At 65.2% G+C, this 23513-nt stretch carries 16 protein-coding genes; 14 read left to right on the forward strand and 2 right to left on the reverse strand.

What is annotated here, in order from left to right:
- Nucleotides 1-145 precede the first annotated feature (145 nt).
- From H6718_14060 to H6718_14075, 4 genes are all read left to right on the forward strand, one after another.
- On the forward strand, nucleotides 146-1957 hold the full coding sequence (locus H6718_14060) for an OPT/YSL family transporter (protein MCB9586522.1): 1812 nt from the start codon (nucleotides 146-148) through the stop codon (nucleotides 1955-1957).
- A 3-nt stretch (nucleotides 1958-1960) separates the two neighbouring features.
- Nucleotides 1961-2548: a hypothetical protein gene (locus tag H6718_14065; GenBank protein MCB9586523.1), complete on the forward strand. Its 588-nt coding sequence runs from the start codon at nucleotides 1961-1963 to the stop codon at nucleotides 2546-2548.
- Between the two features lie 170 nt (nucleotides 2549-2718).
- The gene (gene dinB / locus H6718_14070; protein ID MCB9586524.1) at nucleotides 2719-4095 is read left to right on the forward strand and encodes a DNA polymerase IV; all 1377 of its coding nucleotides are present in this window, start codon (nucleotides 2719-2721) and stop codon (nucleotides 4093-4095) included.
- Between the two features lie 30 nt (nucleotides 4096-4125).
- Nucleotides 4126-4503, forward strand: a complete 378-nt coding sequence (locus tag H6718_14075) for a hypothetical protein (GenBank protein ID MCB9586525.1) — start codon at nucleotides 4126-4128, stop codon at nucleotides 4501-4503.
- A 138-nt stretch (nucleotides 4504-4641) separates the two neighbouring features.
- Here H6718_14075 and H6718_14080 read toward each other — a convergent pair whose 3' ends face one another.
- A complete protein-coding gene (locus tag H6718_14080) occupies nucleotides 4642-6420 on the reverse strand; it encodes an IPT/TIG domain-containing protein (GenBank protein ID MCB9586526.1) in 1779 nt (592 codons plus the stop codon).
- Here H6718_14080 and H6718_14085 point away from each other — a divergent pair.
- From H6718_14085 to H6718_14120, 8 genes are all read left to right on the forward strand, one after another.
- Nucleotides 6419-7768: a DUF1513 domain-containing protein gene (locus H6718_14085; GenBank protein MCB9586527.1), complete on the forward strand. Its 1350-nt coding sequence runs from the start codon at nucleotides 6419-6421 to the stop codon at nucleotides 7766-7768. The two genes, H6718_14080 and H6718_14085, sit on opposite strands and share 2 nt — an antisense overlap.
- Before the next feature lie 186 nt (nucleotides 7769-7954).
- Complete coding sequence (locus tag H6718_14090; protein MCB9586528.1) at nucleotides 7955-9031, forward strand: hypothetical protein; 1077 nt, start codon at nucleotides 7955-7957, stop codon at nucleotides 9029-9031.
- Nucleotides 9032-9034: 3 nt separating this feature from the next.
- Entirely contained in the window at nucleotides 9035-11359 is a 2325-nt protein-coding gene (gene tssI, locus H6718_14095) for a type VI secretion system tip protein VgrG (GenBank protein MCB9586529.1), read from the forward strand.
- Between the two features lie 6 nt (nucleotides 11360-11365).
- Entirely contained in the window at nucleotides 11366-13978 is a 2613-nt protein-coding gene (locus H6718_14100) for a DUF2169 domain-containing protein (GenBank protein MCB9586530.1), read from the forward strand.
- Complete coding sequence (locus H6718_14105; protein ID MCB9586531.1) at nucleotides 13965-15029, forward strand: pentapeptide repeat-containing protein; 1065 nt, start codon at nucleotides 13965-13967, stop codon at nucleotides 15027-15029. Before H6718_14100 ends, H6718_14105 begins: the two co-directional genes overlap by 14 nt.
- A gap of 11 nt (nucleotides 15030-15040) precedes the next feature.
- Nucleotides 15041-15697, forward strand: a complete 657-nt coding sequence (locus H6718_14110) for a DUF3540 domain-containing protein (protein ID MCB9586532.1) — start codon at nucleotides 15041-15043, stop codon at nucleotides 15695-15697.
- Nucleotides 15698-15705: 8 nt separating this feature from the next.
- On the forward strand, nucleotides 15706-16098 hold the full coding sequence (locus H6718_14115) for a DUF4150 domain-containing protein (GenBank protein ID MCB9586533.1): 393 nt from the start codon (nucleotides 15706-15708) through the stop codon (nucleotides 16096-16098).
- Entirely contained in the window at nucleotides 16095-16922 is an 828-nt protein-coding gene (locus H6718_14120; GenBank protein ID MCB9586534.1) for an alpha/beta hydrolase, read from the forward strand. The genes H6718_14115 and H6718_14120 overlap by 4 nt, the downstream gene beginning before the upstream one ends.
- 2 nt (nucleotides 16923-16924) lie before the next feature.
- Here the strand turns inward: H6718_14120 and H6718_14125 are convergent, their stop codons facing one another.
- Nucleotides 16925-17866, reverse strand: a complete 942-nt coding sequence (locus tag H6718_14125; protein MCB9586535.1) for a radical SAM protein — start codon at nucleotides 17864-17866, stop codon at nucleotides 16925-16927.
- Nucleotides 17867-17949: 83 nt separating this feature from the next.
- Here H6718_14125 and H6718_14130 point away from each other — a divergent pair, with 83 nt between their 5' ends.
- Together H6718_14130 and H6718_14135 are read left to right on the forward strand one after the other, a co-directional pair.
- Nucleotides 17950-18705 carry a hypothetical protein gene (locus H6718_14130; protein ID MCB9586536.1) on the forward strand — a complete coding sequence of 252 codons (756 nt, stop codon included), beginning with the start codon at nucleotides 17950-17952 and terminating at the stop codon, nucleotides 18703-18705.
- A gap of 15 nt (nucleotides 18706-18720) precedes the next feature.
- The gene (locus H6718_14135; GenBank protein ID MCB9586537.1) at nucleotides 18721-23511 is read left to right on the forward strand and encodes a protein kinase; all 4791 of its coding nucleotides are present in this window, start codon (nucleotides 18721-18723) and stop codon (nucleotides 23509-23511) included.
- Nucleotides 23512-23513: the final 2 nt, after the last annotated feature.

Consider the following 23513-nt stretch of genomic DNA (forward strand, 5'->3'; position numbering starts at 1 on the left):
TCTGGCACTGCGGTGAGCCCAGCGTGCGCGGGCTCACGAGCGCGCGGCCGGTCTCGCCAGATCCGCGCAAGCGCGTTGATTCCCCAACGAATTCCGCGTTAACGCACTACGCACAGAGGGCGCGAGTGCAGGGAGCGAGACGACTATGAGTGAAGCGAAGTCCGGCGGCGCGCCGGCCGCGTATCGCGAGATCACCTTCGGAGCGATGTCCTTGGGGATCGTCCAGGGCATGCTGATGACGGCCGCGTTCACGTACATCGGCTTGAAGCTGGGCTTCGGAGTTCCCGGCTCGACCATCGCGGCCATCATGGGATTCGCGCTGCTGCGTGGCCTCGGGCGCGGTGTGTTCGGGATCCGTGGGGCGGGATCGATCGTCGAGAACAACATCAATCAGACGGTCGCGTCCGGGGTGAACACCGCGAGCTCTGGCGTGGTGTTCACCTTCCCCGCGCTTCTGATGCTGGGCAAGGACTACAACGTCTGGACAGTGATCCTCGCGGCGGTCGCCGGTTCCTTCATGGGGATCGTGGTTATTATTCCCCTGCGGAAACAGTTGATCGAGATTGAGCGGCTGAGGTTCCCCAGCGGTCTCGCCGTGGCGACCATCTTGAAGAGCCCCGGTGCGGGTATCCAGAAGGGCATTCTGCTCGGCGTTGGCTTCGGTATCGCGATGGTGATCACGCTGCTCGGGCAGTTTCACTTGATCCCCGAGGATATCCCGATCGGACCCTGGCTGCACCACGCCTTCGGCATGAGCGACTCGAGCTCCATCGGCTTCTTGTTTCTCGGCACGACGTTCTATCTCTCGATGGCGAACATCGGTGCCGGCATGCTGAGCGGGCGCGGCGGCCTGCCGTTCGCGCTCGGAGGGATCCTCGCCTGGTGGTTCATCGGTCCCTTCGCGGTGAGCCAGGGCTGGGCGCCTGCGGGTGTGAAGGGCGACGCGCTGGTCGGCACGGTGTACTCGACGATGCTGCGCCCCACTGGGATCGGCGTGTTGATCGGCGGTGCGTTGGCGGGCGTGGTGTTGTCGTTTCCCGCAATCAAGGGGGCCATCAGCAGCCTATCCGCTGCTGCCAAGCTCGCGCGCTCTGGGGCGGGGGATGCCGAGGAGATGAGCCCGAACACGCTCGTTTTCGGGCTGATCGGCTCACTCTTGGCGTTGTTCGCGGTGACGCTGATCGCGTCGCGAGACACGGGGGGCATGCACGTGGGGCAAGCGGCTGCTGCGGCCGTCGTGGGCGCGCTGTGGATCGCTGTCGCCGGTTTGATTGTCGCTCAAGCAACGGGTGCAACGGACATCTCGCCGCTCAGCGGCCTCGCCCTGATCGCCGTCACGCTGATGCTCGCGGTGACCAGCGGCAACTCGGTCCTTGCGATCACGATCGGCGTCGCCGTCTGCATCGCGACCGGCCAGTGCGCCGACATGATGCAGGACTTGAAGACGGGCCACCTCGTCGGCAGCGTTCCCCGGCGGCAACAGATGGCGCAGTTTGCGGTCGCATGGGTCGGCCCGGCGATCGCGATTGGCACCACATTGCTGCTCTGGAAAGCTGGGCCCGGCGGCTTTGGCGGCTTCGGGCCCGAGTCCGTCGCGTGCGTCGAGAAGACCCCTGAGTGCCTTCCAGCCCCTCAAGCGTCGGTCTTGCAGGGACTGGTGAAGGGGGTGCTCGAGGGCAACGCGCCCATCGACAAGTACCTTGCCGGCGCCGGGATTGGAGGTGCGCTCTCGGCGTTCCCGATCGGCGGTTTGGGCGTACTTGTAGGCCTCGCAATGTACCTGCCGTTCAGCATCACGCTGAGCTACGGCTTCGGCTGCGTGATCTCAATCGGGCTCGAGCGTGTCTTTGGCAGGCGTTTCACCGCGGATAAGACCGTGCCTCTGGCGGCGGGATTCATCGTGGGAGAGGCGCTCACCGCGCTCGCGTACACTTTGATCAAGGTCGTGGGAGGCTGAGCCGTGAAGATCGTCGGACTACTCGTTTTCATCGTCGGCATCTTCGTGGCCGGGTCCTACGCCGCACGCCCGGGTGCGCTCAAGCTGCCTGAAGGCCAAGAGCCAACTCCCAAGCAGCGACTGGTTGCGTGGAAGGACGTGGCGTTAGGGCCTTTCGCTGTTGGGCTCCTCTTGATGCTGGGCGGCGCCGTGATCGCGCGCAGGCGGCCTGCGGCGAGCGGAGAAATGGACGCGAAAGAGCTGAAGACCGGCGGCAGGCGCTCACCTGAAGAGCTCCTCAAGGAGCTGGCAGACGCCGTCGAACGCTTCGATGTGAGCGCGGTCAGCGATTCGAACAAGGCGCCCATCGCTGACCGCATCGAAGGCCTGCTGGAAGAGGAAGTGGCGCAGTTCCTCGACGCGCGCGAGGAGCTGATCTCCAAGCTGGGCCTCAACGGGTTTGCGCAGATGATCGGCGACTTCGCCACCTTCGAACGGAACCTCGCCCGCGCTTGGTCCGCCTTGACGGACTCCGCGTACGAAGAGGTTCCACCCGCCCTGCAGCGCGCCGGCGACGCGTTGGCCCGCGCGCGCAAGGCCTTCGCGAGCTGACCGCGGCGTAGGACCAGCGCGCCTCACCCCCAAAAAGCTCCGCGACTCGTGCAAAAGCGCCGAGCTCGTTGCAAGCGGGTTTGGGGGAGAGGAGTGCCTCGGCTTTTCACCAGGGGGCAGCGGCTCTAGATTGAGCCCGCGATGAACGACGCCGCCCGGAACGAAGCGCGATGACGCAGCGCTGGGTGCTCCATGCGGATATGGATGCCTTCTACGCATCCATCGAGCAACGGGACAACCCGGAGCTGCGGGGCAAGCCGGTGATCGTCGGGGCCAGTAGCCCGCGAGGTGTCGTGAGCGCGGCGAGCTACGAGGCGCGGAAGTTTGGGGTGCGCTCGGCGATGCCTGGATTTCGTGCGCGAGAGCTGTGCCCGCAAGGGATCTTCGTCGGTGGTGATATGCAGAAGTACAGCCGGGTTTCGCGCCAGGTGCGGCAAGTCTTCGAGGAGTTCACGCCGGAGGTTCAGCCCCTCGCTCTGGATGAGGCTTTTCTGGATGTGACCGGCTCCCTGGGCCTGTTTGGCGCGCCGCGGGAGCTCGCTCAGGCGCTCAAGCGACGTGTCCGGGAGGAAACAAACTTGATCGTCAGTGTCGGGCTTGGCCCGAACAAGCTAGTGGCGAAGATCGCCTGCACCCAGTCCAAACCCGATGGGCTCTTGGTGGTGCCGACGGGGGAGGTCGAGTCCTTTCTACGGCCGCTCTCCGTGCGGCGGCTGTGGGGCATTGGGCCGGTGCTGGGTGAAACCCTCGCGCGCTACGGGATCCACACGGTGGGTGAGCTGGCGGACTACGACCCGAACTGGCTCGAGCAGCTCCTCGGGCGGCGCGCCCACGACCTGCAAGCGATGGCCAGAGGCGAAGACACGCGCCCCGTGGAGAGCCAGCGAGCGCCGAAGAGCTATGGCGAGGAGAACACCTTCGAGCGCGACGTGACCGAACGGGAGCGGGTGTCAGCGGCGCTGACCGCGCACTCGGAGTCCGTTGCCGCGCGGATGAGAAAGGACCACTTTGCGGGGCGCACCGTGACGCTGCGCGCGAAGCTCGCACGTCGGCGTGGGGTGAGGGCAGGGCGCACCAGCGCTGAGGCGGAGCCGGTTTATCCGCTGATTTCCCGCAGCCGAACGCTGCCCCAAGCGACCGCCGATGGCGCGTTGATCCGGCGCACCGTGCTGGAGCTGTGGGACGAGCTGGCGCTTCAGGAGCCGGTGCGGCTCCTGGGTGTGAGCGTCTCCAAGCTCGAACGCCAGGCGGCGGAGCAGCTCGACCTGTTCGCGCCGCGGCCCGAGCTGCGGGGCACCGTTGAAGCTCCCGCTGACGCCGCTCGCGGCAAGCGCCTGGGAGGCGCCTTGGACGCGATCCGTGAGCGCTTCGGCGACAGCGCCATCCGGCGCGCCGTGGAGGCGCCTCACAAGATCACCCACTCGAGCCAGATCAAAGCCGGCGAAGAAGCACCCATCAGCCGCGAAGAGAAGCGGACCCGAGTCGTGGAGCTGGATGACGCAATGGACGCTGCAAGCGACGATGCGTTGAAGGACGTCGATGATTGACCCTCTGACATATCGTCAGGGGACACGGTGATGAGCTTACTCGTTGAGTCGTTGGGGCCCTCATGCCACGTGGCGAATCGTGCCGACCTGTATGCGTGTCTGAAGGTTCGGTTCGGGGAAAGCAATCACTTCTGGCTTTCGTGTGAGGATCCCTTCCCCTCGCTGGCAGTCGCGGTGCGGGACGCTCTGGCTTCGCTTCACTACTTCCCTGAGGAATCGCATCCAGGTTTCATCTGCCTCGGCAACGAGGCGATCGAAGGGACTCAAACCCTCACCATCGCATGGCCCCGCGAGACGATCGAGGTGGAAAACCGCTACGTTGTGTCCTGGCAGCTGGCGCTAGAGGCAGCGGAGGAGTTCTTGGTCACGCAAGAGCGGCCCCGGTGTCTTCAGTGGTTCGAGCTCTAAGCCGTCGCGGCGGTACACAAGGCAGTCAGCGAGTAACCTATCCACCCCCTCCGCCCGCGCGCGCGAGCGAAGCGAGTCGCGACCGGCGCCGGGAGGGGGCGCGCCACGCAAGAAGCGTGGCGCGGGGGGAGGCAACAATCACTCGTACAAGTAGACACGCGGCTTGGTGGAGCGCTGTCCGTCGGGCTGGATCAGGATCAAATCAGCCATGTTGCCGGCCTGACCAGGGGGAGTAACCAGCTCGAGCTCGGTGGGGCCTTTGAAGACGAGCTGCGCGACTTGGCCGCCGAGGCGTGCGCGTGTATCCGGGAGGAAATTTGCGCCTTCGATGGTCAAGCGTTCGCCGCCGCTCGCGGTGCCACGGTTTGGCGTGACGCGATCGATTTGCGCCGGCTCGACGACCTCGTAGCGGAATGCCGCGAGCTCCACGCAGCCCACGGCGCCTTCGTCTCTGAGCTCCACGTCGACGCTCCCCTGGGGATGAGCGTCGGTGACGATTTCGATCAGCTTGGCGTCGACGAAGCGGGAGCTTTGGGGACGCGCGCCGCCGAGCAACACCCGAGTGTCCGCCGAGAAGTTCACTCCGCGAACCTTCACCTCAGTGCCGCCGCTGGTGGGACCAGATTGCGGCGAAATGGAAGTGATCGCCAAGACGCGCTCCGCTTGGCGGATCACCTCCTCAGCGGGGTCGTAGACCTGAAGGCAGTTTGGCAGCTGGCACCACTGGCCGTCGGGATTGACGACCCGCACGTCGGTGGTGCCCGCGCTAGGGAGCGCTGGCACTTGCACCAAGAGCCGCTCCGCCGCTCCCTCCTGGATGGTCAGTGGGAACTGGCCCGCGAAGGGCGCCGCTCCCGGTTGAAAGCCGCTGCCCGTGAGCTCGAGGGTCGTGGGTTGACCCAGCGGGATGCGCCCGGGCTCCACGCTCGCGAGGCTTGGGGCAGCGGCGGGCAGGTACTCGAATGCCGCGCGCGCCGTGGTGCGTTGGCCGTCGGGGTTGTAGAGCGTGAGATCGACCGTGCCCGCCGCCCGCGCTGGGAGCGTCAGGTAGAGGCACTCGGAGCTCTCGAACTCCACGTACAAGCCGACTTGCTCGAACAAAGCCGCGGTGGTGCGCGGGTCGAAGTGTTCGCCGATGAGCTTGACCCGCGCAGACACGCCGGCGCTCCCTTGAGCTGGTTCTAGGCGTGTGATGACGGGCGCTGCATCGTAGGTGAACCCGCCGGCGAGGCCCGCCTTCTGCCCATCCGGATTCCATACGGTAACGTCATAAGTGCCGCCAGGGTGAGGTTGAGCGAGGATCTCGACCAACTCGGGGGAAACGAAGCGCGTCTGGGCGGAGGATGCGCCGATCTGCACCAGACAACCTTCTTGGAACGCGGCGCCGTGTACGCGCAGTAGCTGGCCCCCGTGGATCGGTGTGTGGTTTGGCTCGACAGCGGCGACCAACGGCGGGCCCAGGTACTCGAAGCCCCAGATGCGATCCTGATATTTTCCATCGGGATTTGTGATGCGAACGTCGACCTTGCCGGCAGGAGCGTGGGCGGGCAGCTTGAAGCTGAGCCGACCAGCGCCGTCGAACACGACGTCTACCGATTTTCCTGCGATCTCGAGCTTGCAGGCGGGGTCGAAGAAGTAGCCGAGCACCGTGATCGAGGGTCCGCCAACGATCGGCCCGGTCGCGGGAACGATGCGCCAGATGTGTGGCCCCGCTTCGGGATCCAGATTGGCCGGTGCATCCGGCGCGTCTTCAATGCGAGAGGGGTGTGCGCTCCGTTGCACCGCCGGCTGACTTGGCGCGCTCGAAGCAGGCGCCTCGGAACCGATCAGCGCCTGACGCACGCCAGCGTCGACCATCGGGGGTGGCGCGACCGCGCTCCCGCTCGACTTCGGATCCGGCTGCCCCTCGCCGCTCATGGCGGATCGGATTACCACGGCTCGGCGCGGGGAAGTCAACGACTCGGCTTCACTGGCTGGATCCACGCTCGACGCGGGTGGATTGTCGACTATCTTCGAAGGCGTGAAGCAGAAGCGCCTCGACAAAGCCCGCGCGAAGCGCGACGCCAAGAAGCGTGCGGCCGAGCGACGTCCAGAAGGCCCCGTCCCTCCAAGTTCAAGGCGCGGACGCGGCGTCGAACAAATCCGCGAAACGCTCGGCTTCGCCCCGCGCCAAGAGACGCGTCTAGGCGTAATTTTGGGCGGCAGTCGCTTCGAAGGGGCGGGCGGTCCGTTCTGCTCCCTGGATGTGCTTGATTTGGACCACGCGGCGTTCGCGGAGCCATCTGCTGCGCAGGGCATGTCCCTCGAGCAGCGGGTGAAGGCGGGGGCGCCGGGCTTGCGGCGTTTGTCGTTGAAGTTCTTGCCGCACGGAATGGCGATCAACCCCAGGCGGCCAGCGGAGTCGGCTTGGTTCGAGAAGTGGGGACCGGGCGCCGTCTACCTGGACGTGGCTGCGGGCAGCCTACTCCGCACTATCTCACCGCTGTCCGCGGGGCATCACTTCTATGGTCACGGCGCGTTCTCCCCCGATGCGTCTCTGCTGTTTGCCGTGGAGACCAACCTGGAAACGCGAGCCGGCGTCATCAGCATCCGCGATCCCAACGCCGACTTCAAAGTCGTTGGGGAGTTCCCTAGCTTCGGTCAGAAGCCCCACGATTGTGTGTTGCTGCTCGAGGAAGGCCTGCTCGTGGTGACCAACGGCGGCGGGCCGCATGGGAGCGAGGAGCTGGCGAATATCAGCTTCATCGAGATCTCGTCGGGCAAGCTCGTGGAGCAGCTGGTGGTCGAAGACAGGCGTCGCAACGCGGGTCACGTCGCGGTGGACAGGCAGCGCAACCTCGCGATGGTCTCCGCGCCGCGCGAGGGGTTGCCGACATCAGAAGCCGGGGGCGTGACGCTGCGCGCAACGGGACGCAGCGCGTGGACCCACGTGACGGAACCAGCGGAGGTTTGCGCTCGCATGCTCGGGGAGTCCCTCAGCGTGTGTATCGACACCGGGACCGACTCGGCTTGGGTGACGAACCCCAGCGGCAACCTGCTCACGCAATGGCGCGTGAGCGATGCGAGCCTGATCCGTGAGCTAACTCTGCCCTCGGTACGGGGTGTGTGTTTGAGCCTAGACGAGAGTTCACTGTGTGTTTCCCACGCTGCGGGAGCTGAGTTAGGCTTGCTCTCTCCAGACACCGGCGTTGCTCTCCCGGTACAGCCGCTTGCCCTCCGTGTGTTCGGGGGCTCCCACCTCTACGCCTGGGCCTATCCGGCCTAGTGACGCAGTAGACCGTTACGAATCCGTGCGGAATTGCGTTAGTTCCCGGGGCTAGCTGCGGAGGCGTGAAGCGCGTCTCACGGGCGGGAGACGCGCCGACCCATGACGTGGCGAGCTTGTGGCGCACGTCGTCCGGATTTGAGTCGTTCGCCCGACTGGGCCTCGTGTACCCTGGGAGGCCTCGCCGTGGAACTTCCGATCTCATTGACGACGTACGCCATCCTGCTCGGCCACATGCGCCATTTCCCCAAGGACCGCCATGAGGAGGTTCTGGAGCGGCTCGACTTCGAGCCCGGAGAGTGGCCGAGCTACGCCGCGCGCGGCGAGCACACGCTGCTCAAGCGCATGGAAGCAGGAGAGGACACCACTGAGTTCACGAAGGCGCTCGGTGAGACCAAGCGGGAGCTGAAGCGGCGTAACCCAACGGTGGAGGAGTTGCCCCTCGATCATGCCGCAGGGAAATCCGACGAAGGGCCGCCGCGCACGATGCGGCTACGCGACCTGGACCCGGTGGAGTTCCTCAACGTGATCAGCTCCCGGATGGGTGCAGGTGCGAACGAGCAGGCAGGCGCGCCGGCCCTGGAGGGCTTCGAGCTTTCTCCGGCGCCGCAGCTTCAGGTACCGCCGCAGCCTCGGGTGCCGCCGCTGCCGCCGCGACCGCTCGGCGTGCCAAGCCCCGTGGCACCGCCGGCTTTCGCGAAGCCCAATGTTGCTCCTCCGGCGATGGTCGCCGCACCAGCGCCTGTGCTCTCCCCCGCGGAGGAAGCTCGTCGCCGCACTCGCGCCGCCAAGGCGGCGTTCGAGTCGACGAAGGTCAGCCCGACCTCCGAGCGCATGGCGAGCGACAGCTCGCCGCGGGTTGACGTGACTGTAAAGGAGAGCGTGAGCTCGCCGTTTGCGGCGGCTCCTCCATCGGAGCCCCAGGCAAAGGCGGCGCCCCCGGAGAGCCCACCTCTGCCACCAGAGAACGAGGCGTCTCCGGAAACCCAGATGATTCAGCCGGAAGACGCAGCGTTCCCCGGCCTCCAACTGCCGACGTTGTCGATCTTCGAGTTCGCGACGCTTTGCGCCGAGTTCAACGTGTGCGGCGACGCCAACAAGGAAAAGGTCCGGCTCAAGTACGGGATCCCTACGGAAGCTGAGCGCTTGGCCTTGCTCGATGTGTGGCGCACTCGATTAGTGCAAAACCCGAATGAACTGGCGGAGTGGAAGCAGCAGTTCGACGTTGCTACCCGCCACTGGCAGCAGCTCTACAAGAGGTAGTCGATGGTCTCAGTTAGCGGTCTGACTCGGCACTCCCTACGGCTCGAAGCGGGCATCCCCGTGTTCGTTGTCGCCTACAACGGCGTCGAGCGCCTTGGGGCGGTCTACCGATTCGAGGTGCATTTTGTGGTTGAGAACCAGGTCGAGGTCGACCTGGCAGAACTGATCGGCGGACGGGCGACGCTCAGCACCGAGCAGGACCACATCTCGAAGTTCGTCATCAACGGCTTGGTGTCTCAGGCGGACCTGATGGAAGTGACGCCAACCCATAGCCTCTATCGCGTGGAGCTGGTGCCGGAACTTTGGCGCGCAGCGCTGTCACGACACACCCGCGTCTTCGTAGACGTCACGATCAAAGACGTGCTGCAGAAGATGTTCGACGCCCTGGGCTTCGACTCGGAGACCGTCAAGCTAGCGTTCTCGAGCTCCGACTGCCGGAAGTATCCGCAGATCTGTCAGTTCGAGGAAAGCGACCTCGACTTCATGACGCGTTGGATGGAGAAGGAGGGGCTTCATTACTACTTCGAGCAAGGGCGGAAGGAGGAGCGCGTGGTGATCGTCTCGGGTCAACCGGCGCGCCAATCGCTGGCCGAGGGGCCGCTCGTGTACGCCACGGGTGGGGCGCTTGTGACGCGGACCGTGCGGCGCTTCCGTTCGCGTTCACGGCTTCAAACGCGCAAGATCGAAGTGCGCGCGTACGACGCCGCGAACCCCTCGACCACCTCCGAGGCGTCACATGACCTCGGAGGCAAACGCGCTGGGACCGGGGTGAGCGTCGCGCTCTCGACGGAGATCCAGCGGCCCAAGGTGGAGCGCGAGGCTCAGATCCTCGAGGAAATTGAAGTTACCCAACGCCTTCTGTTCACCGGCGAGGCGGACGCACCGGTGTTCCGCGCCGGCTACCACTTCGAGCTGGAAGGCCATCCGTTGCCACGCCTCGATGGCGACTACTACATCACTCAAGTGAGGCACCAGGCTCTCCAGCCTTGCCCAGACTGCGCGAACGCGTTGTCTTTGCTCGACTTGACCGCCACGAGTGCAAGCTACAGTTGTTCCTTTGACTGCGTTGGAGCGGACATCACCTACCGCTTGCCTCGCGAGACGCCTGTCCCCCGCGTGTACGGCACCCTGAGCGGCGAAGTGGACGGGCCCAGCACCGACGACTACGCGCAGATCGATTCTGCGGGTCGCTATCGCGTGCGGCTCCGCTTCGACGAGCACCAGAAGACTGACGGCTCTGCCTCGATGTGGGTCCGCATGCTGCAAAACCACGCGGGGAACCCCGAAGGGATTCACTTCCCTTTGCGCAAGGGTACGGAAGTGATGCTGGTGTTCTTGGGAGGCGATCCGGATCAGCCGCTGATCGTGGGGGCGGTCCCCAACGCGGTTACGGCAAGTCCCGTCACCTCAACGAACCACAGCCTCAACGTGCTGCACACCGCGGGCGACAACCACTTCGAGCTGGACGACCAGCGTGGCTCCCAGCGTATCGAGCTCAAGACGCCGACTGAGACCACTCAGCTCCATATGGGCGCGCCCCAACTCGTGGGCGAGAACAACTACAACCTGATCCAGACGACTCAGGGTGATGGCTACGTCCACACCGGGCGCAACCTAGACGTCAAGGTAGAGGGAAACCACACGGAAACAATCAGCGGGAAGCGCACCAGCAGTGTCAGCAACGACGTCGTGGAGCTATTTAGCAGTAACCAAACCACCAACGTGCTGGGCGACGTGAAGTGGACGGTGGCCGGCGACTACGACGGAACCGTCGAAGGCGACTACGACCTCGAGGTGAAGGGGAGCTACACCGTCGACTACGACGAGGACACTGTCACGACGGTTCACGCGAACTACTCGAGCACCATCGTGGGTGCGAAGAACGAAAACTTCCTCGGCGCCGTGAACAGCAACTGGGCCGCGGCGGTGAACAACAACTTCGGCGGCGTCGTGAACTCGAACTTCGTCGGCGCGGTGAACAACAACTTCTTGGGCGTCGCGCTAAACACCTACGTTGGGGGCGCGGTCAACCTAAAGCTGGCTGCAGGCGTTGACGTGAACGTTGCGCTGCCGACGGTGGTGAACGTTGCTGGGAGCCTGACCTGCGACTTCGCGTTGGCTGGTTCACTATTCGTTGGCGGTACGCTCAGCATTCGACTCGCGGTCGACATCACGTTGGCGCTGGTGTCTCTCAACGTGACCCTGTTGAACGCGAGCGAGACCGTCTTGTCGTTCAGCAACAACATCGTCGAAGCCTCTGGCAAGTGTATCGACCTGATGAAGAGCGACACGCAGGTGAACAATACCTCGGCCAGCGTTACCCCTTGAGCCCCCATGCAGGTCATCAAGCCCTTCCGCATCAGCGTTCTCCAGCGCACCTTCGAGAACGAGGGCAAGCCGTACCTCTCGATCGGCATGCTGTATCTGTTTTCGCTCGGAAACGAAGCGCCAGAGCTGCTCGCGGAAAAGGAACTCTGGGAGTTGGTGGGAGACGAACTAGGAAAGACGACGCTCGACCTCGGGATGACCAAGCACGCGGGGGAGTTGCTCCTACATGCCGTGGCGCACCCGCCGAGTGCGGCGACTGCTTGTCGCGTCCGAGCCAAGCTCGGTCAGGTCGAGCGCACGCTCTATGTCAGCGGGGATCGCTATTGGAAGGACGGCAAGGCGACCGATCCGAAGCCTTTCGAAGAGCTGCCCATCACGTGGGAGAATGCTTACGGGGGCGAAGGCTTTCCAAAGAATCCACTGGGCAAGGGCTTCGCGCCAAAGGGACAGGAGCACCACTTCCGAGCGTTGCCCAACGTAGAGAACCCGGACCAGCTCTTGCGCTCGCCGACGATGCATCCAGACCCGGTTGGGTTCCTACCTGTCTCGATGGAGAACCCCGAGCGTCTCGCCAAGCTGGGTACCTTCGATCAGCGCTGGCTCGACACCCGCTTTCCAGGCTTCGCCGCGGACATGGACTGGAGCTACTTCAACGCCGCGCAGCCACCGCAGGTGATCGAGGGCTACTGGAAAGGCGACGAAGCGTACGAGCTCGAGAACCTGGTTCCAGGCGTTCCGTTGTTGAGTGGTGTGCTGCCCGGAGTGCGTGCTCGCTGCTTTGTTCAGCGCCGCGGTGCCTCCGCCCTGGAAGAGCTTCGCACCCGCCTCGATACTGTGTTTCTCTTCCCGCACCGCCGGCGCGGTGTCTTGATATTCCGGGCGGCAATTCCGGTCGTTGAGGACGACGCGAGTGATGTCGAACGCATGCTAGTCGCGGGGGAGTGGCAGGGGCAGGGGCGGGACGAAGCGCACTATCAAGCGGTGTTCGCGCGGCGTATCGACCCAGAGAACGGCCATCTCGAAGCGCTCCGCGAGAGCGAACTGATGCCAGACCGGCTGCCCAAGAACGCTCTGGGTGAGCCCAATCTGCCCCGGGAAGGCCTGCGTCGTGAAGCAGCGAAGCGGCGTGTTGCGCTCGAGATCGAGCGGGTGAGGGAGCTTCTGATTCAGGCGGGTCAGGACCCTGAGCTGCACCTTCCGAAGATCCCCGAAGAACCCGAAGTGGATACCGACCCGGAGCGCATTCCCGAGCAGGTGGAGATCCTGCGGGCCGCCCTCGAAGAGAAGAAGCAGGAGTCCGAGAAGAAGCGGGCCGAAATGGAAGCACAGGCCCGCGCTCTGTGTTCGGAGCACAAGATCGACTTCGACGAGCGGCTTGCGGAGGGAGCCAAAGCCGTTGGCGGCCCGCCCAAGCTCCAGCAAAAGCTCGACTTCGAGGCGATGCGCGATCGCCTGCGAGCCATAGCCAGCCAGGGAGTGAAGGTCCCGGATCTGGAGAAGCTCGGCGACCCCGAGCTCATCGCGAAGCTCGAGCAGGCGGAGGACAAGTTGCTCTCCGCCTATCAGCGCCAGACCCAGGTGTTCCCCGCGGCAGCGCCGATCAGCCAGGAGGAGGCCAAGCAGCGCGGAGCAGCCCTGATGGAGGCGGCCAAGGCGGGGGAAAACCTGTGGCGCAGAGACTTCACCCGAGCCGATCTGCGCGGAGCAAAGCTCGACGAGCTGAACTTGAGCGGAGCGTTCCTCGAAGGCGCAGATTTGAGCGGCGCGAGCTTGAGGAGTTGCGAACTCTCGGACGTCGTCTTCGCGCGTGCCAACCTGGAGGACGCGGACTTGAGCTCTGCCAGCTTGCAGCGGGCGAACCTGGCAGAGGCGAACCTCAAGGGAACCCAGTTGAGCAACGCTCGACTAGCGGAGGCGAACCTCATGCGAGCCAAGCTCGTCGCGGCGGACTTCAGCGGCGCCGGCCTCGCTTCGGTGATGCTCTTCGAGGCGGAGTTCAGCGAGACCTGCTTCGTGGGAGCAAACCTCTCAGGCGCCTATTTCATCCGCCAGAAGCTGAATAGCTGCGACTTCGAAGGTGCGGACCTGGAACTCAGCGCGTTCGTGGAGAGCAGCGGTGACCAGCTGCGCTTCGATGGTGCCAAGCTCCGGCGAGCCACCTTTGTGGAGTGCGCTTTTCCCAGCTCGAGCTGGTCACGCGCCGAGATGGTGGGTGCCACGCTGGCTAAGAGTTGTGACCTCACCGGCGCTGACTTTCGCTGGGCAAACCTCGAGCGCACGACCTGGATGCAGTCAAAGCTTGAAGGCGCGAACTTTGGTGAGGCCAAGCTCCGCATGGCCAATCTCGCGGAGGCAAAAGCTCAGGGCTGTAAGCTCTACCGGGCGGATCTGCGCCGCGCCGTGCTCTCCAAGGCCGACTTGCGAGGCAGCGTCATGGCGAGCGTGAACGCCATGGAGGCCATACTGGACCACGCCGATTTGCGTGGCGCCGACCTGCGCGGTGCCAACTTGTTTCGTAGCGACCTCTCAAAAATCCGTGTGGATAAAAAGACTCGGCTGGACGATGCTCTGGTCGAGCAGGCGCGGGTGGTCGGGAGGAGGCACGATGTCAACGCGTAGCCCCAGAGAGAAGCTGGTCTTCGACGTGTCCATCGGAGAACCTCAGTCTGGCGCGAGCTTCGCCCAGCTGGACCTCTCCGGTGCCGACCTCAAGGGAGGCACGTTCGAGAAGGTCGATTTCCGTGGTGCCAACCTCAGCGATACGGATCTCAGGGAGGCGGTCTTTACGAACTGCGACCTGAGGGGTGTCGACCTCTCTCGATCCAACCTCATCCACGCCGTTTGGCATGACTGCATCGCTCCCGAGGCGAAGCTCGTCGGCGCGGACCTGCGCGAGGCGCAGTTCTTCACCAGCGAGCTGCTTGGGGCGGATCTGCGCGAGGCGCGGCTGCGCAATACCAACCTCGTGCGGTGCAAGCTGGGGAGGCTCGACCTGAGCGGGACGACCAGCGACACACTGCAGATCCTCGAGAGTGATACCGCAGGGATCAACCTCTCGGGCGCCCGCCTGGTGCGGAGCTTGATCATGGACGCGGACCTGACGGAGGCGAGCCTCGAGGGCACTCAGCTGATGAGTGCGGTGTGGATGAAGGTCTTGCTGTGTGGGCGCGACTTGTCTCAGGTTGGTTTTGAACGTGTGCAGTTCGGCAACTCTGACCTCACCGAGACCGTGCTTCGCGGTGCCGAGTTTCGTGGGGGCATCAGCTTCCACTCCGCGAAGCTCGATGGAGCGGATCTATCTGGGGTCCAAGCGGACGTGGTGAACTGCTTTCAGGCGAGCCTGATCGGCGCAAAGCTGGTCGGCATGCGGGCCCGCGAGGGCACGTTCGTGGAGGCGGATCTCTCGAGCGCCGATTTCAGCCAGGCAGACCTGGAGCGAGCCGTGCTGCAGGATGCGGTGTGCGTGGGGACGCGCTTCAACCAAGCCAAGCTCACCTACGCTGACTTCTCGCGCGCCGACGTCAGCCAGGCAGACTTTTCCGGAGCGTCGATGTTTCGCACGCGCCTTCACGGGATCACCGAGCGCGACACGACCTGGGGCAATCGGGCGGTCGCCCTTGGCAACGACCCGGCGCTACGCCGAGCGGAGACTTGGAAGCCCACCTACTGAGCGGAGAACCCATGAACGAGGCATCACTCGGAGTAGAGCAACGCGTACTGGGCTGGGAAGGCCGAGTCATCGCGCGGGAGGCGTCGAGCACCGACGTTGGGCAGGCGCGCATCAGCGTGGCGGGCCCTGACGGAAAGGTCATCGCCTTGCGGGCGCTGAGCTGCCTCGTCGAGCCGCAGCCAGGTGACGACGTTCTGGTCGCCGCGAGCCCAGGCCGACACTACGTGCTGGCAGTGCTCGAGCGGGGGAGTACTCAGCCGGTGGAGCTGGTAGTGGATCAGGACCTCGTCATCACCTCCAAGGGCGGTGGAGTGGAGCTGCGTGGGCGCAATGTGGCGCTGGAGGCGGGCGAAACCGAGCTTCGGACTGGGCGCTTCAGGCTCACCACCGCGAGCGCGGAAGTCTTCACCCACGCGCTAAGCTGGCTTGGTGGCTTGGCCGAACTCGACGTGAAGAAGGTTCGCACCGTCGCTGAGGTCGCGGAGAGCGTCGTGGATCGGGTGAGTCAGACCTTTGGTCGGGTTTATCGCAAGGTGGAGGACTTCGAGCACGTGCGCGCGAAGCGCATCGACCAGCGCGCCGAGCTGATGAATCTGCGCGGAAAAAACGCGATGCTCACCGCCGAGCAACTCGTCAAGCTGGACGCTGATCAGGTGCACCTGGGCTAGGGGGAGCGATGTTTGCCAACTGTTCGATGGGAGGCCAGTCTCTCGCCAGTCCTGACACCTGCAACACGCCGTCCGCGAGCGGCGTGACGCCCATGGCCTACGCCAACACGGCCAACAATGCCACGGCGGTGCCCATGGTGCCGAACGTGATCTTCGTGGGTGGCATGGCGCACAACCTGAACAGCGCTCCACCGATGACCAACGGTGATGAGGCGGGGACGGCTACCGGCGTCGCGTCGGGAACGGTGATGGGACCGAGCCGCAACGTAAAAGGCTCGACGAAGGTGTTCATTGGAGGCGGCGTCGCCACCCGCATGAGTGACTCGACGATGCAAAACTCCACGAACTCGAGTGGGGCTACCTTGGTGCCGGGTCAGACGAAGGTGCTGATCCTCTCGTGAGCATCGAGCGCTTCACCCAGGCGGACAGCAGCGAGATCGTCTACGAGGTCCAAGGGCAGGGGCCCGTCGTCGCGCTCGTGCACGGCCTTGGATCGAGCCGCAAACGCTGGGATGGACAGGTTTCGGTGCTCGTTTCCGCGGGGTTTACCGTGGCGCGCCTGGATCTGCGGGGGTTTGGTGACTCAACGAGTGGCGTCGTCAGCCACGGGATGCCTGAGTTCGTAAGTGACGTGCGTGCATTCCTAGAGCGTATTGCCTCGGCGCGGGGCGACTCGCGCCTGCACCTGGTGGGGCACTCTTTAGGCGGCATGATCAGTCAGCTCATTGCGCTCGAGCTCGGCGACCGTCTCGTGAGCCTCAGCCTGGTGGCGACGACGAGCCACAACGGCGCGCGGGCCACGGCGTTCGCGGAGCTGATGACGCGCCTCGGGGAACGCGGCTTCGATGGCGTGTGGGGCGATCCAGAGCAGAAGCGCTCGGCAGAGCCAGTGCTTGCCGCGGCCTTCCCGGGGCTCTCTCACCCCCCGATCGAAATGCTCAGAAAGGGCCTGGAGAAGCCGGACCAGAGCCTCGCCAACGCTTGGCGGGCCTGCAAAGACTTCAGCGCCAAGGATCGACTGGCGGAGCTTTGCTGCCCAGTACTGGTGACCCACGGTACGAACGACCCGCTGATCCCGTATCGCGCCGGGGAGCTGATCCACGAGGCGATCCCGGGCAGCAGCTTCTTCCCAGAAGCTGGCGCAGGTCACTCCTTGCCAAGTTCCCGCGCGGAATCGTTCAACGCGCACCTCCTGGAGCACTTGCGCGCTGCTTCCCTTGGATAGAGCTAGTGAAGCAGCTCGAGGTGCCGTTCCGGCGCTCGCCGGTCCAAGCGCAAGCCAAGCTCCCGTGCGTAGTCCCGGGCCGCGCGCACCTCAGCGTAGCTCGGCTGACGATTGATTTCTGGATACTCGTCGGCGCGATATTCCGGGCGGAATTGGGCCATGACGTTGACGTAGGTGTCGCCGGCGACCTCGTGGGCCAAAAACTCCAGGATCGCGCGGCTCTCTTCTGCCAGGCCGGGCATCACCAGGTGGCGCACCAGGACCCCGGATTGCGCGAGCTCGAGCCCTGGCGCGGCTTCGTAGAGTCTCAGGCTCCCGACCTGGCGTTGCATCTCGAGCACTACGCGCTTCGCGACCTGGGGATAGTCTTTGGCCTTGAGGTAGCGCTTGCTGGCCTCGCTGCTCCAGAGCTTGAAGTCCGGCATGTAGATGTCGATCAAGCCGTCGAGCCAGGCGAGGGACTCGAGGGAATCGTAGCTCGAGGTGTTGTAGATCAGCGGCAGTGTCAGGCCGCGCTCGATGGCGATGGGCAGCGCCTCGAGCAGTTGCGGAACGACATGCTCCGGGGTGACGAAGTTGATGTTGTGGCAGCCCTTGGCCTGGAGGTCGAGCATCGCCGCGGCGAGCGCCTGGGGGGCCATGACACGACCGTGCCCTGCTTGAGATGTGTCGTGGTTCTGGCAGAAGACACACTTCAGGTTGCAGAAGCTGAAGAAGAGCGTCCCCGAGCCGTGCCGGCCGCGCAGGCAGTCTTCCTCCCCGAAGTGGGGGAACCAGGTACTGAGCTTGGCGTAGCGGCCGGTAGAGCAGACCTTGGCTTCGTCTTCGAGGCGATTCACGCGGCAATCCCGGGGACAGACGCGGCATTCTTGGAGGCTTTCCACCGCCAGCGCTGCCCGACGGCGGAGCTCAGCTAGGTCCCAGTCGCGGTAACGAGGCCGCATGCCCACAGTCTACCTCAACAGTCTAACCGGAGCCTGCTGTAGGGGCTTGGCCTCTTGGCGCGCCGCGTGTAACCCTGGGGCCGATGCATGCTTTGCTGCGACGGGGACTGACCACGCTGGCCGCTCTTGGGTTCCTGGCCGGTTGCGGTGTCCACGCCCGCTCTGCCGCCCGCTACAGCGGAGATGTCGAAGGCGCCTTGGTCCACCCCGCGGGCATTCAGGAGCTGCCTGCGTTGCCTCCGGGATATTACGAAATCGGCTCCGTGGATGCGCGTTGCACTCAGGTGAACGAGCGCGAAATCTCGCGCGCTTGGCTCTCAGACGTGGACTGCACGGAGGAGCGCCTGACGCTGGCCCTCAAGGAGCAGGCAGCCGACGTCGGTGGCAACATGCTCGTCGGCAAGCAGTGCTACTCCCTCGAGGAGTCGTCGGGGAAGCGGATCGTGTGCCGCGCTGCCGTCGGTCGCCCCGAGGCAGAGACGCCGCCTCCGGAGTTCACCTACTTGGACGAGCCAGATCCTCGCGCCAGCCAAGCCTGGTCTATCCGCGTGCAGTACACCCCCGCAAGCGATGAGGTGCGACCGCCCCGCACGCCGCAAAACGTGACGGAGGCGCTGAACAAGCCCGTCAGCCACATCCTGCTCGGCTCGGTCGTCACTGGGTGCGAGATCGGCTGCACGGAAGCTGGGGCGCGCGCGGGACTGTTCGCCGTCGCGGGGCGCATGGGCGCGAACAGCATCACCAACGCAGAGTGCGCGCGGCGTCAGAAGGGCTGGGTTTGCACCGGCCAAGCCACTGGTTTCGAAGTGGATCCTGAGCTTCACCCCGAAGCCCGCTAGACCTGCGGATCTGCCATGGCGGACGACGAAGCAAAGCGCGACTCGGCGCACTCAGCTTCGGAGACCGATGGAGCACCTGCGCTGCGCACCGGCGGGGATCGCACGAGCCGTGAGGGTGCGCTCGATCGCACCGAGGTACTGCCTGTGGAGCGAGCCGTTAGCGCTGACTCTGCCGAGAAGGTCGTGCGGACGGAGCCCCTTGGCACCGCACGCACCGCGCCTCTCTTGGACCCGACTGTGGGGAGTGCTGAGGGCCCGGCGAAGAACGAAGCGGCTTCCGACGTGCCTCCGGCGCGGCGAGAACGCGACGTCGCCCTCGAAGCCACCATCGCGATGCACGAGGGCGATGGCGCCATCGACTTCGATTTGCGCCCGTTTGGACCCTACGACAAGGTCGAGGTACTGCGGGAGCAAGGCAGCATCGGCCTGGTGGCGCGCGGCCACAACGCGGACATCGGCCGCTGGGAGCTCTTGAAGTTCCTGCGTAGCGAGTATCAGGGGATCCCTGAAATCGTGCGCCAGTTCCGCGGGGAAGGGCGGGTGTTGGCCTTGCTCTCGCACCCCAATGTAGTGCAGGTCTTCGCTGCCTACGAGCTCGACGGTCACACTTGCCTGGCGTTGGAGTTCTTGGAAGGGGAGAGCCTGGAGGGGCGGGTCGAGCGCGGAGTGCTCAACCTGGAGGAGGGCACGAAGCTTTTCCTCGAGGCAGCGCGTGGCCTGGCCGCTGCTCACGAGATCGGCTTGCTTCACCGGGACATCAAGCCTGAGAACCTGTTCGTCGCCCGGGAGACGCGAGGCAAGAGCGGCGGACTGAAGCTGATCGACTTCGGGCTCGCGACGCTGGACCGCACCCGGCGCATCGCCGTGACTCAGGACCCATCGCTCGACTCCGGTGCCGTCGGGGGCACGCCGCTCTTCATGGCGCCCGAGCTGTGGCTTGGACGCGAGCCGTCGGTGAAGTCGGACCTCTACGCCTTGGGGCTCACGTTCTACTTTGCGTTCTCCGGCGACTACCCATTCGCCGAGCTGAGCTTGGCTGGAGTTAGACAGCGCCTGCTCGATGAGCAGCCGTTCCCCAGCTTGGCCCAGTCTCTGCGTGAGGCCCCGGGCGCTCTGGTGGAGCTTGTCGATCGGCTGATCGCGAAGGACCCGAAGGCCAGGCCCGAGAGCGCCGACGAAGTCGTGGCCCAGCTGGTGGCGCTCTCCGCGCAGGCGACCAAGCCCGAGGTACCCGAGAGCGGTCCTTACCGCGGGCTCAGCGTGTTCACCGCCGAGGAACGCGGCGTGTTCTTTGGTCGCAGCCAGGAAGTCAGCGAGATTTGCGAGCGCCTGCGCGTCGGCGCCGGCTGTGTGCTGGTCGGGCCGGGCGGCAGTGGAAAGAGCTCGCTGGCGCGTGCTGGCGTGATCCCAGCGGTCGCTGAAGGCGCGCTCGGTGGCTCCTCCGTGTGGAGCAGCGTTGTTTGTCGACTGGGCGCTTCGCCAGCGGAAAGCCTGGCTCATGCCGTCGCTCAGGCGACGGGCGCGCGGCTCGAGGAAGTGAAGAACCTGATCACGAGTGAGCCGGAGCGTCTCGCAGGCGCACTCCTCGAGGCGCTGCCCACCACCCGCGGGCTTTTGATCCTCGTGGATCAACTCGAGGAGCTGGTACAGCGAGGAGTCAGCCAGAGCGAGGTCGAACGCGTCGCTCGCGCGCTTGGGTCCCTCGGGCGTGCTGCTCAGTCCCGGGTGAGGCTCCTCGCGACGTTGCGCGCGGACTCCATGGACGGGCTGTTCGCATTCGAGCCGCTACGGCAACTCCTCACTCAGGGGTTTTACCCGATGCGTCCGCTCTCCGAGGGGTCGCTGCAGTCGATCATCGCGGAGCCTGCCCACGCGGCGGGTTACCAGCTCGAAGACGCTGCGCTGGGCGACGCCATCCTGAGTGAGGCGCGGGAGATCCCGGAGGTGTTGCCGCTCTTGTCTTTCGCGCTGAGTGCTTGGTGGCGCCACCGGGACGAGCAGCGCCACGTGCTCACCCGGGCCAGCTGGCAGCGCATTGGTGGCATCGCTGGCGCCCTGGTGATCCACGCGGAACAAGTGCTCGAAGGCATGCGCCCCGAAGAGCGCCGCGCCGCAGAGCAACTGCTCGTGCGCCTGGTGAGCGACGAAAAGACGCGCCTCTCCGTACCCAGGACGGAGCTCTTGGAGGAACACCTTGGGCGCCCGGAGGTCGAGCGCGCGCTGGGGCAGCTGGTCGAGAACAAGCTCCTGGTCAGCGCCGGCGGCGCGCTGCAGCTGGCGCACGATGCGCTGATCCAGCGTTGGCCCCGTCTCACGGGGCGCTTGATCGAGTCAGGTGAAGATCAAGCCTTTCGCGCTCGCGTGAGCGAAGCCGCGCGGCAATGGGACGCTGACGGTCGGAGCGAAGGTTCGCTCTGGGATGGCGAGCAGGCGGCGCGCCTTCTGAGTTGGTTCGAGCGGACCGAAGCGAACCTTGGCCAGCGAGAGCTATTGTTCTTCGAAGCGGTGCGCCGTCGCGATCGGCGTAGCCGCTGGATTCGACGAGGTGGGCTGGTTGCGGTCGTCAGCGTGATGCTGGTGCTGCTCTTGGTCAGCCGCGCGCGAGAACAGAGCTTGAGTCGTCGGGTGAGCGACCTCGAACAACAGCAGTCGACCGCCAAGCGCACCTCGGATCAGAGCTTGGCTCTGCTCTACGCAGAGCTGGCTCAGCGCCGCTTGCCGGGAGATCCTGGAGGGGCGCTCAAGGCCGCACGCCTATCCCGGGACTACGGTCAGCGTTCGGATCTCGATCTCGTCGGCTGGCGGGCAGTGCGCCTGGGGATCCCCCGGGCGTTGCCTGCCAATCCAAGCGGCCTGGACAGTCTGGAGTTTGACCCAGGCTCGGCATGGATTGGCGTGCTGTGGCAGGACGCAAACGTCAGAGTGTTGGAACTCGCTGGCGACGGCGACCAGGGATATCCACTCGGAAAATCAACCGGGCAGCGGTTGCTGGGCTTCTCCGGTGACTCGAGCCGAGTCGTTTGGCAGGATCACGAGGACATCCTCGAGGTAAAACGCACAGATACCACGCGAGCTTCGCTGCTCCACTGTGACGGCGGGCTCAGCAGGGTCGCCACCGTCACCAGCAGTGGCGCCGGGGAATTGAGTGTGCCCAAGGCGCTCGTGGGTCAATGTGCGGGTGAGGGCGAGAACCTTCACTGGATTGCCCTGGGGGAGCCTCAGGCGGGGCTGCCTGCGGTTGCCGGAGACCACTTTGCGGCGTCGCCCACGCGCTGGGCCGTCGTGGCCCAAGACCAGTTGAGCCTATGGGATGTTTCGTCGGCTCGCGTACTCGACAAGCTAAAGCTGCCGAAAGAACTCGTCAGCTCACTCGACCGCATGGCAGTGCTCACCGATCGCGTCCTCTTGGCGACGAAGAGCGGCGGCCTCTGGGAGGCACCGTTCGACGCTGAGCGACTGCAGAGGCCGCGAGAGCTACCCCAGCGACACCGTCAGCGCCTTGGTCAGCTCATCAGCATTCCGGGCGGCGCAATCAGCAGCGACGCCCGGCACCGCGTGGTGTGGCAGCGCAAGGCGGACACCCTGCAACCCGTGCGTGACGAGCCGGATCCCACGGGCAACGCCGTCGAGCTTGGAGCGCGGCGCCTGCTCGCGTGGAGTCATGAGGGCGCCGTAGACCTGTGGACGGCCGACGTCCGTCAGCGAGTGGGGCGACTGAGCCTTGGCAGCGAGCGAGTGGAGCAGCTGACCGCCAGCCCCAACGGCCGCTGGCTCGCCGTCATGACTCAGAGCCGACGGGCGCTGGTCTTCGATCTAGAGCTAGCAGCGAGCCGCTACTTGAGCCTGAAGGGCGCCGGTGATTGCCAACTGGCTGCCGACGGTCTCGCAATGGGTTGCCTCGGGGAAGAGCTCATGCTGCAGAGCGCGGAGGGCCGTAAGCAAACGCGCACTTTCCCAGCTAGCTCGAGCCCCGCGCCGCGGACGAAACCCACCGAGGCGCTGCTGCAAGGGCGGGGCGCTGCGCCCGCGCGCTGGGTACTCGGGCGAGGGGAGTTTGCGGCGTGGGTCGCGGCAAACGGTCAACTCGCCGTGCTGGGCAAGGCTGGGCTGCGCCTCTTGGACCTGGGAAGCATTCAGGTACTGGCCGCTGCACCGGACGCCGAGAAGCTCGGGCTGTTACTGGACCAATCCGGACACAGCGCCCTCGCGGTGCTCGATGGCGAGAACGTCATCAAGATCCCGACGGAATCAAAATCGCTGCGCGCGCTGGCATTCTCCCCCGACGGGAGCCTCCTGGTGATGGGCGACGCTGCGGGGGTCCTCTACACCCTGGACGCTTCGCGCCTCGAGGCCCCGTCTCTGCTCGGCCGCGCACCCGTCGGGGCGGTGCAGAGCCTGGCTTTTTCCAGTGACCACCGCGAAATCTTGAGCCTGGGCAGCAAGGGCGCAGCGATCACAGATGTATCCGCGCGGAGTTCCCGACCGTTGCCCAGCCTGCCGGAGGACGCTTCCTGTGGTGCCTTCAGTCGTAGCGGCCGAGCGCTCGTCATCGGCACGAAATCCGGGGAGATCCTGCTGTTTGATCGCGACAGCAATCAACTCCAGCGCGTCAGCAGCGGGGCGCCGGGGATCTTCCAATGCGTGCGCGTGCCAAGCGAAGATCGTTTCCTGTTCGCTTCCACCGACGGCAGCACCTGGAGTGAGACGTTCGACTTACGTGCGATCTGGATGTTGCCCGATCCCGATGACCCGAAGCTCGGCGCGCCGGAGCCGTGGCGCGGCTTGACCCTGGCGCATCAGAACTAGTC

This window comes from Polyangiaceae bacterium (genome assembly GCA_020633205.1).
GTDB lineage: Bacteria > Myxococcota_A > Polyangia > Polyangiales > Polyangiaceae > JAHBVY01.

Bases quoted from the DNA above. Each gene is read 5' to 3' on its own strand.
- H6718_14060 (MCB9586522.1), top strand. From the start codon at position 146: ATGAGTGAAGCGAAGTCCGGCGGCGCGCCGGCCGCGTATCGCGAGATC.
- dinB (MCB9586524.1), top strand. From the start codon at position 2,719: ATGACGCAGCGCTGGGTGCTCCATGCGGATATGGATGCCTTCTACGCA.
- H6718_14075 (MCB9586525.1), top strand. From the start codon at position 4,126: ATGAGCTTACTCGTTGAGTCGTTGGGGCCCTCATGCCACGTGGCGAAT.
- H6718_14085 (MCB9586527.1), top strand. From the start codon at position 6,419: ATGGCGGATCGGATTACCACGGCTCGGCGCGGGGAAGTCAACGACTCG.
- H6718_14080 (MCB9586526.1), bottom strand. From the start codon at position 6,420: ATGAGCGGCGAGGGGCAGCCGGATCCGAAGTCGAGCGGGAGCGCGGTC.
- tssI (MCB9586529.1), top strand. From the start codon at position 9,035: ATGGTCTCAGTTAGCGGTCTGACTCGGCACTCCCTACGGCTCGAAGCG.
- H6718_14100 (MCB9586530.1), top strand. From the start codon at position 11,366: ATGCAGGTCATCAAGCCCTTCCGCATCAGCGTTCTCCAGCGCACCTTC.
- H6718_14105 (MCB9586531.1), top strand. From the start codon at position 13,965: ATGTCAACGCGTAGCCCCAGAGAGAAGCTGGTCTTCGACGTGTCCATC.
- H6718_14110 (MCB9586532.1), top strand. From the start codon at position 15,041: ATGAACGAGGCATCACTCGGAGTAGAGCAACGCGTACTGGGCTGGGAA.
- H6718_14115 (MCB9586533.1), top strand. From the start codon at position 15,706: ATGTTTGCCAACTGTTCGATGGGAGGCCAGTCTCTCGCCAGTCCTGAC.
- H6718_14125 (MCB9586535.1), bottom strand. From the start codon at position 17,866: ATGCGGCCTCGTTACCGCGACTGGGACCTAGCTGAGCTCCGCCGTCGG.
- H6718_14130 (MCB9586536.1), top strand. From the start codon at position 17,950: ATGCATGCTTTGCTGCGACGGGGACTGACCACGCTGGCCGCTCTTGGG.
- H6718_14135 (MCB9586537.1), top strand. From the start codon at position 18,721: ATGGCGGACGACGAAGCAAAGCGCGACTCGGCGCACTCAGCTTCGGAG.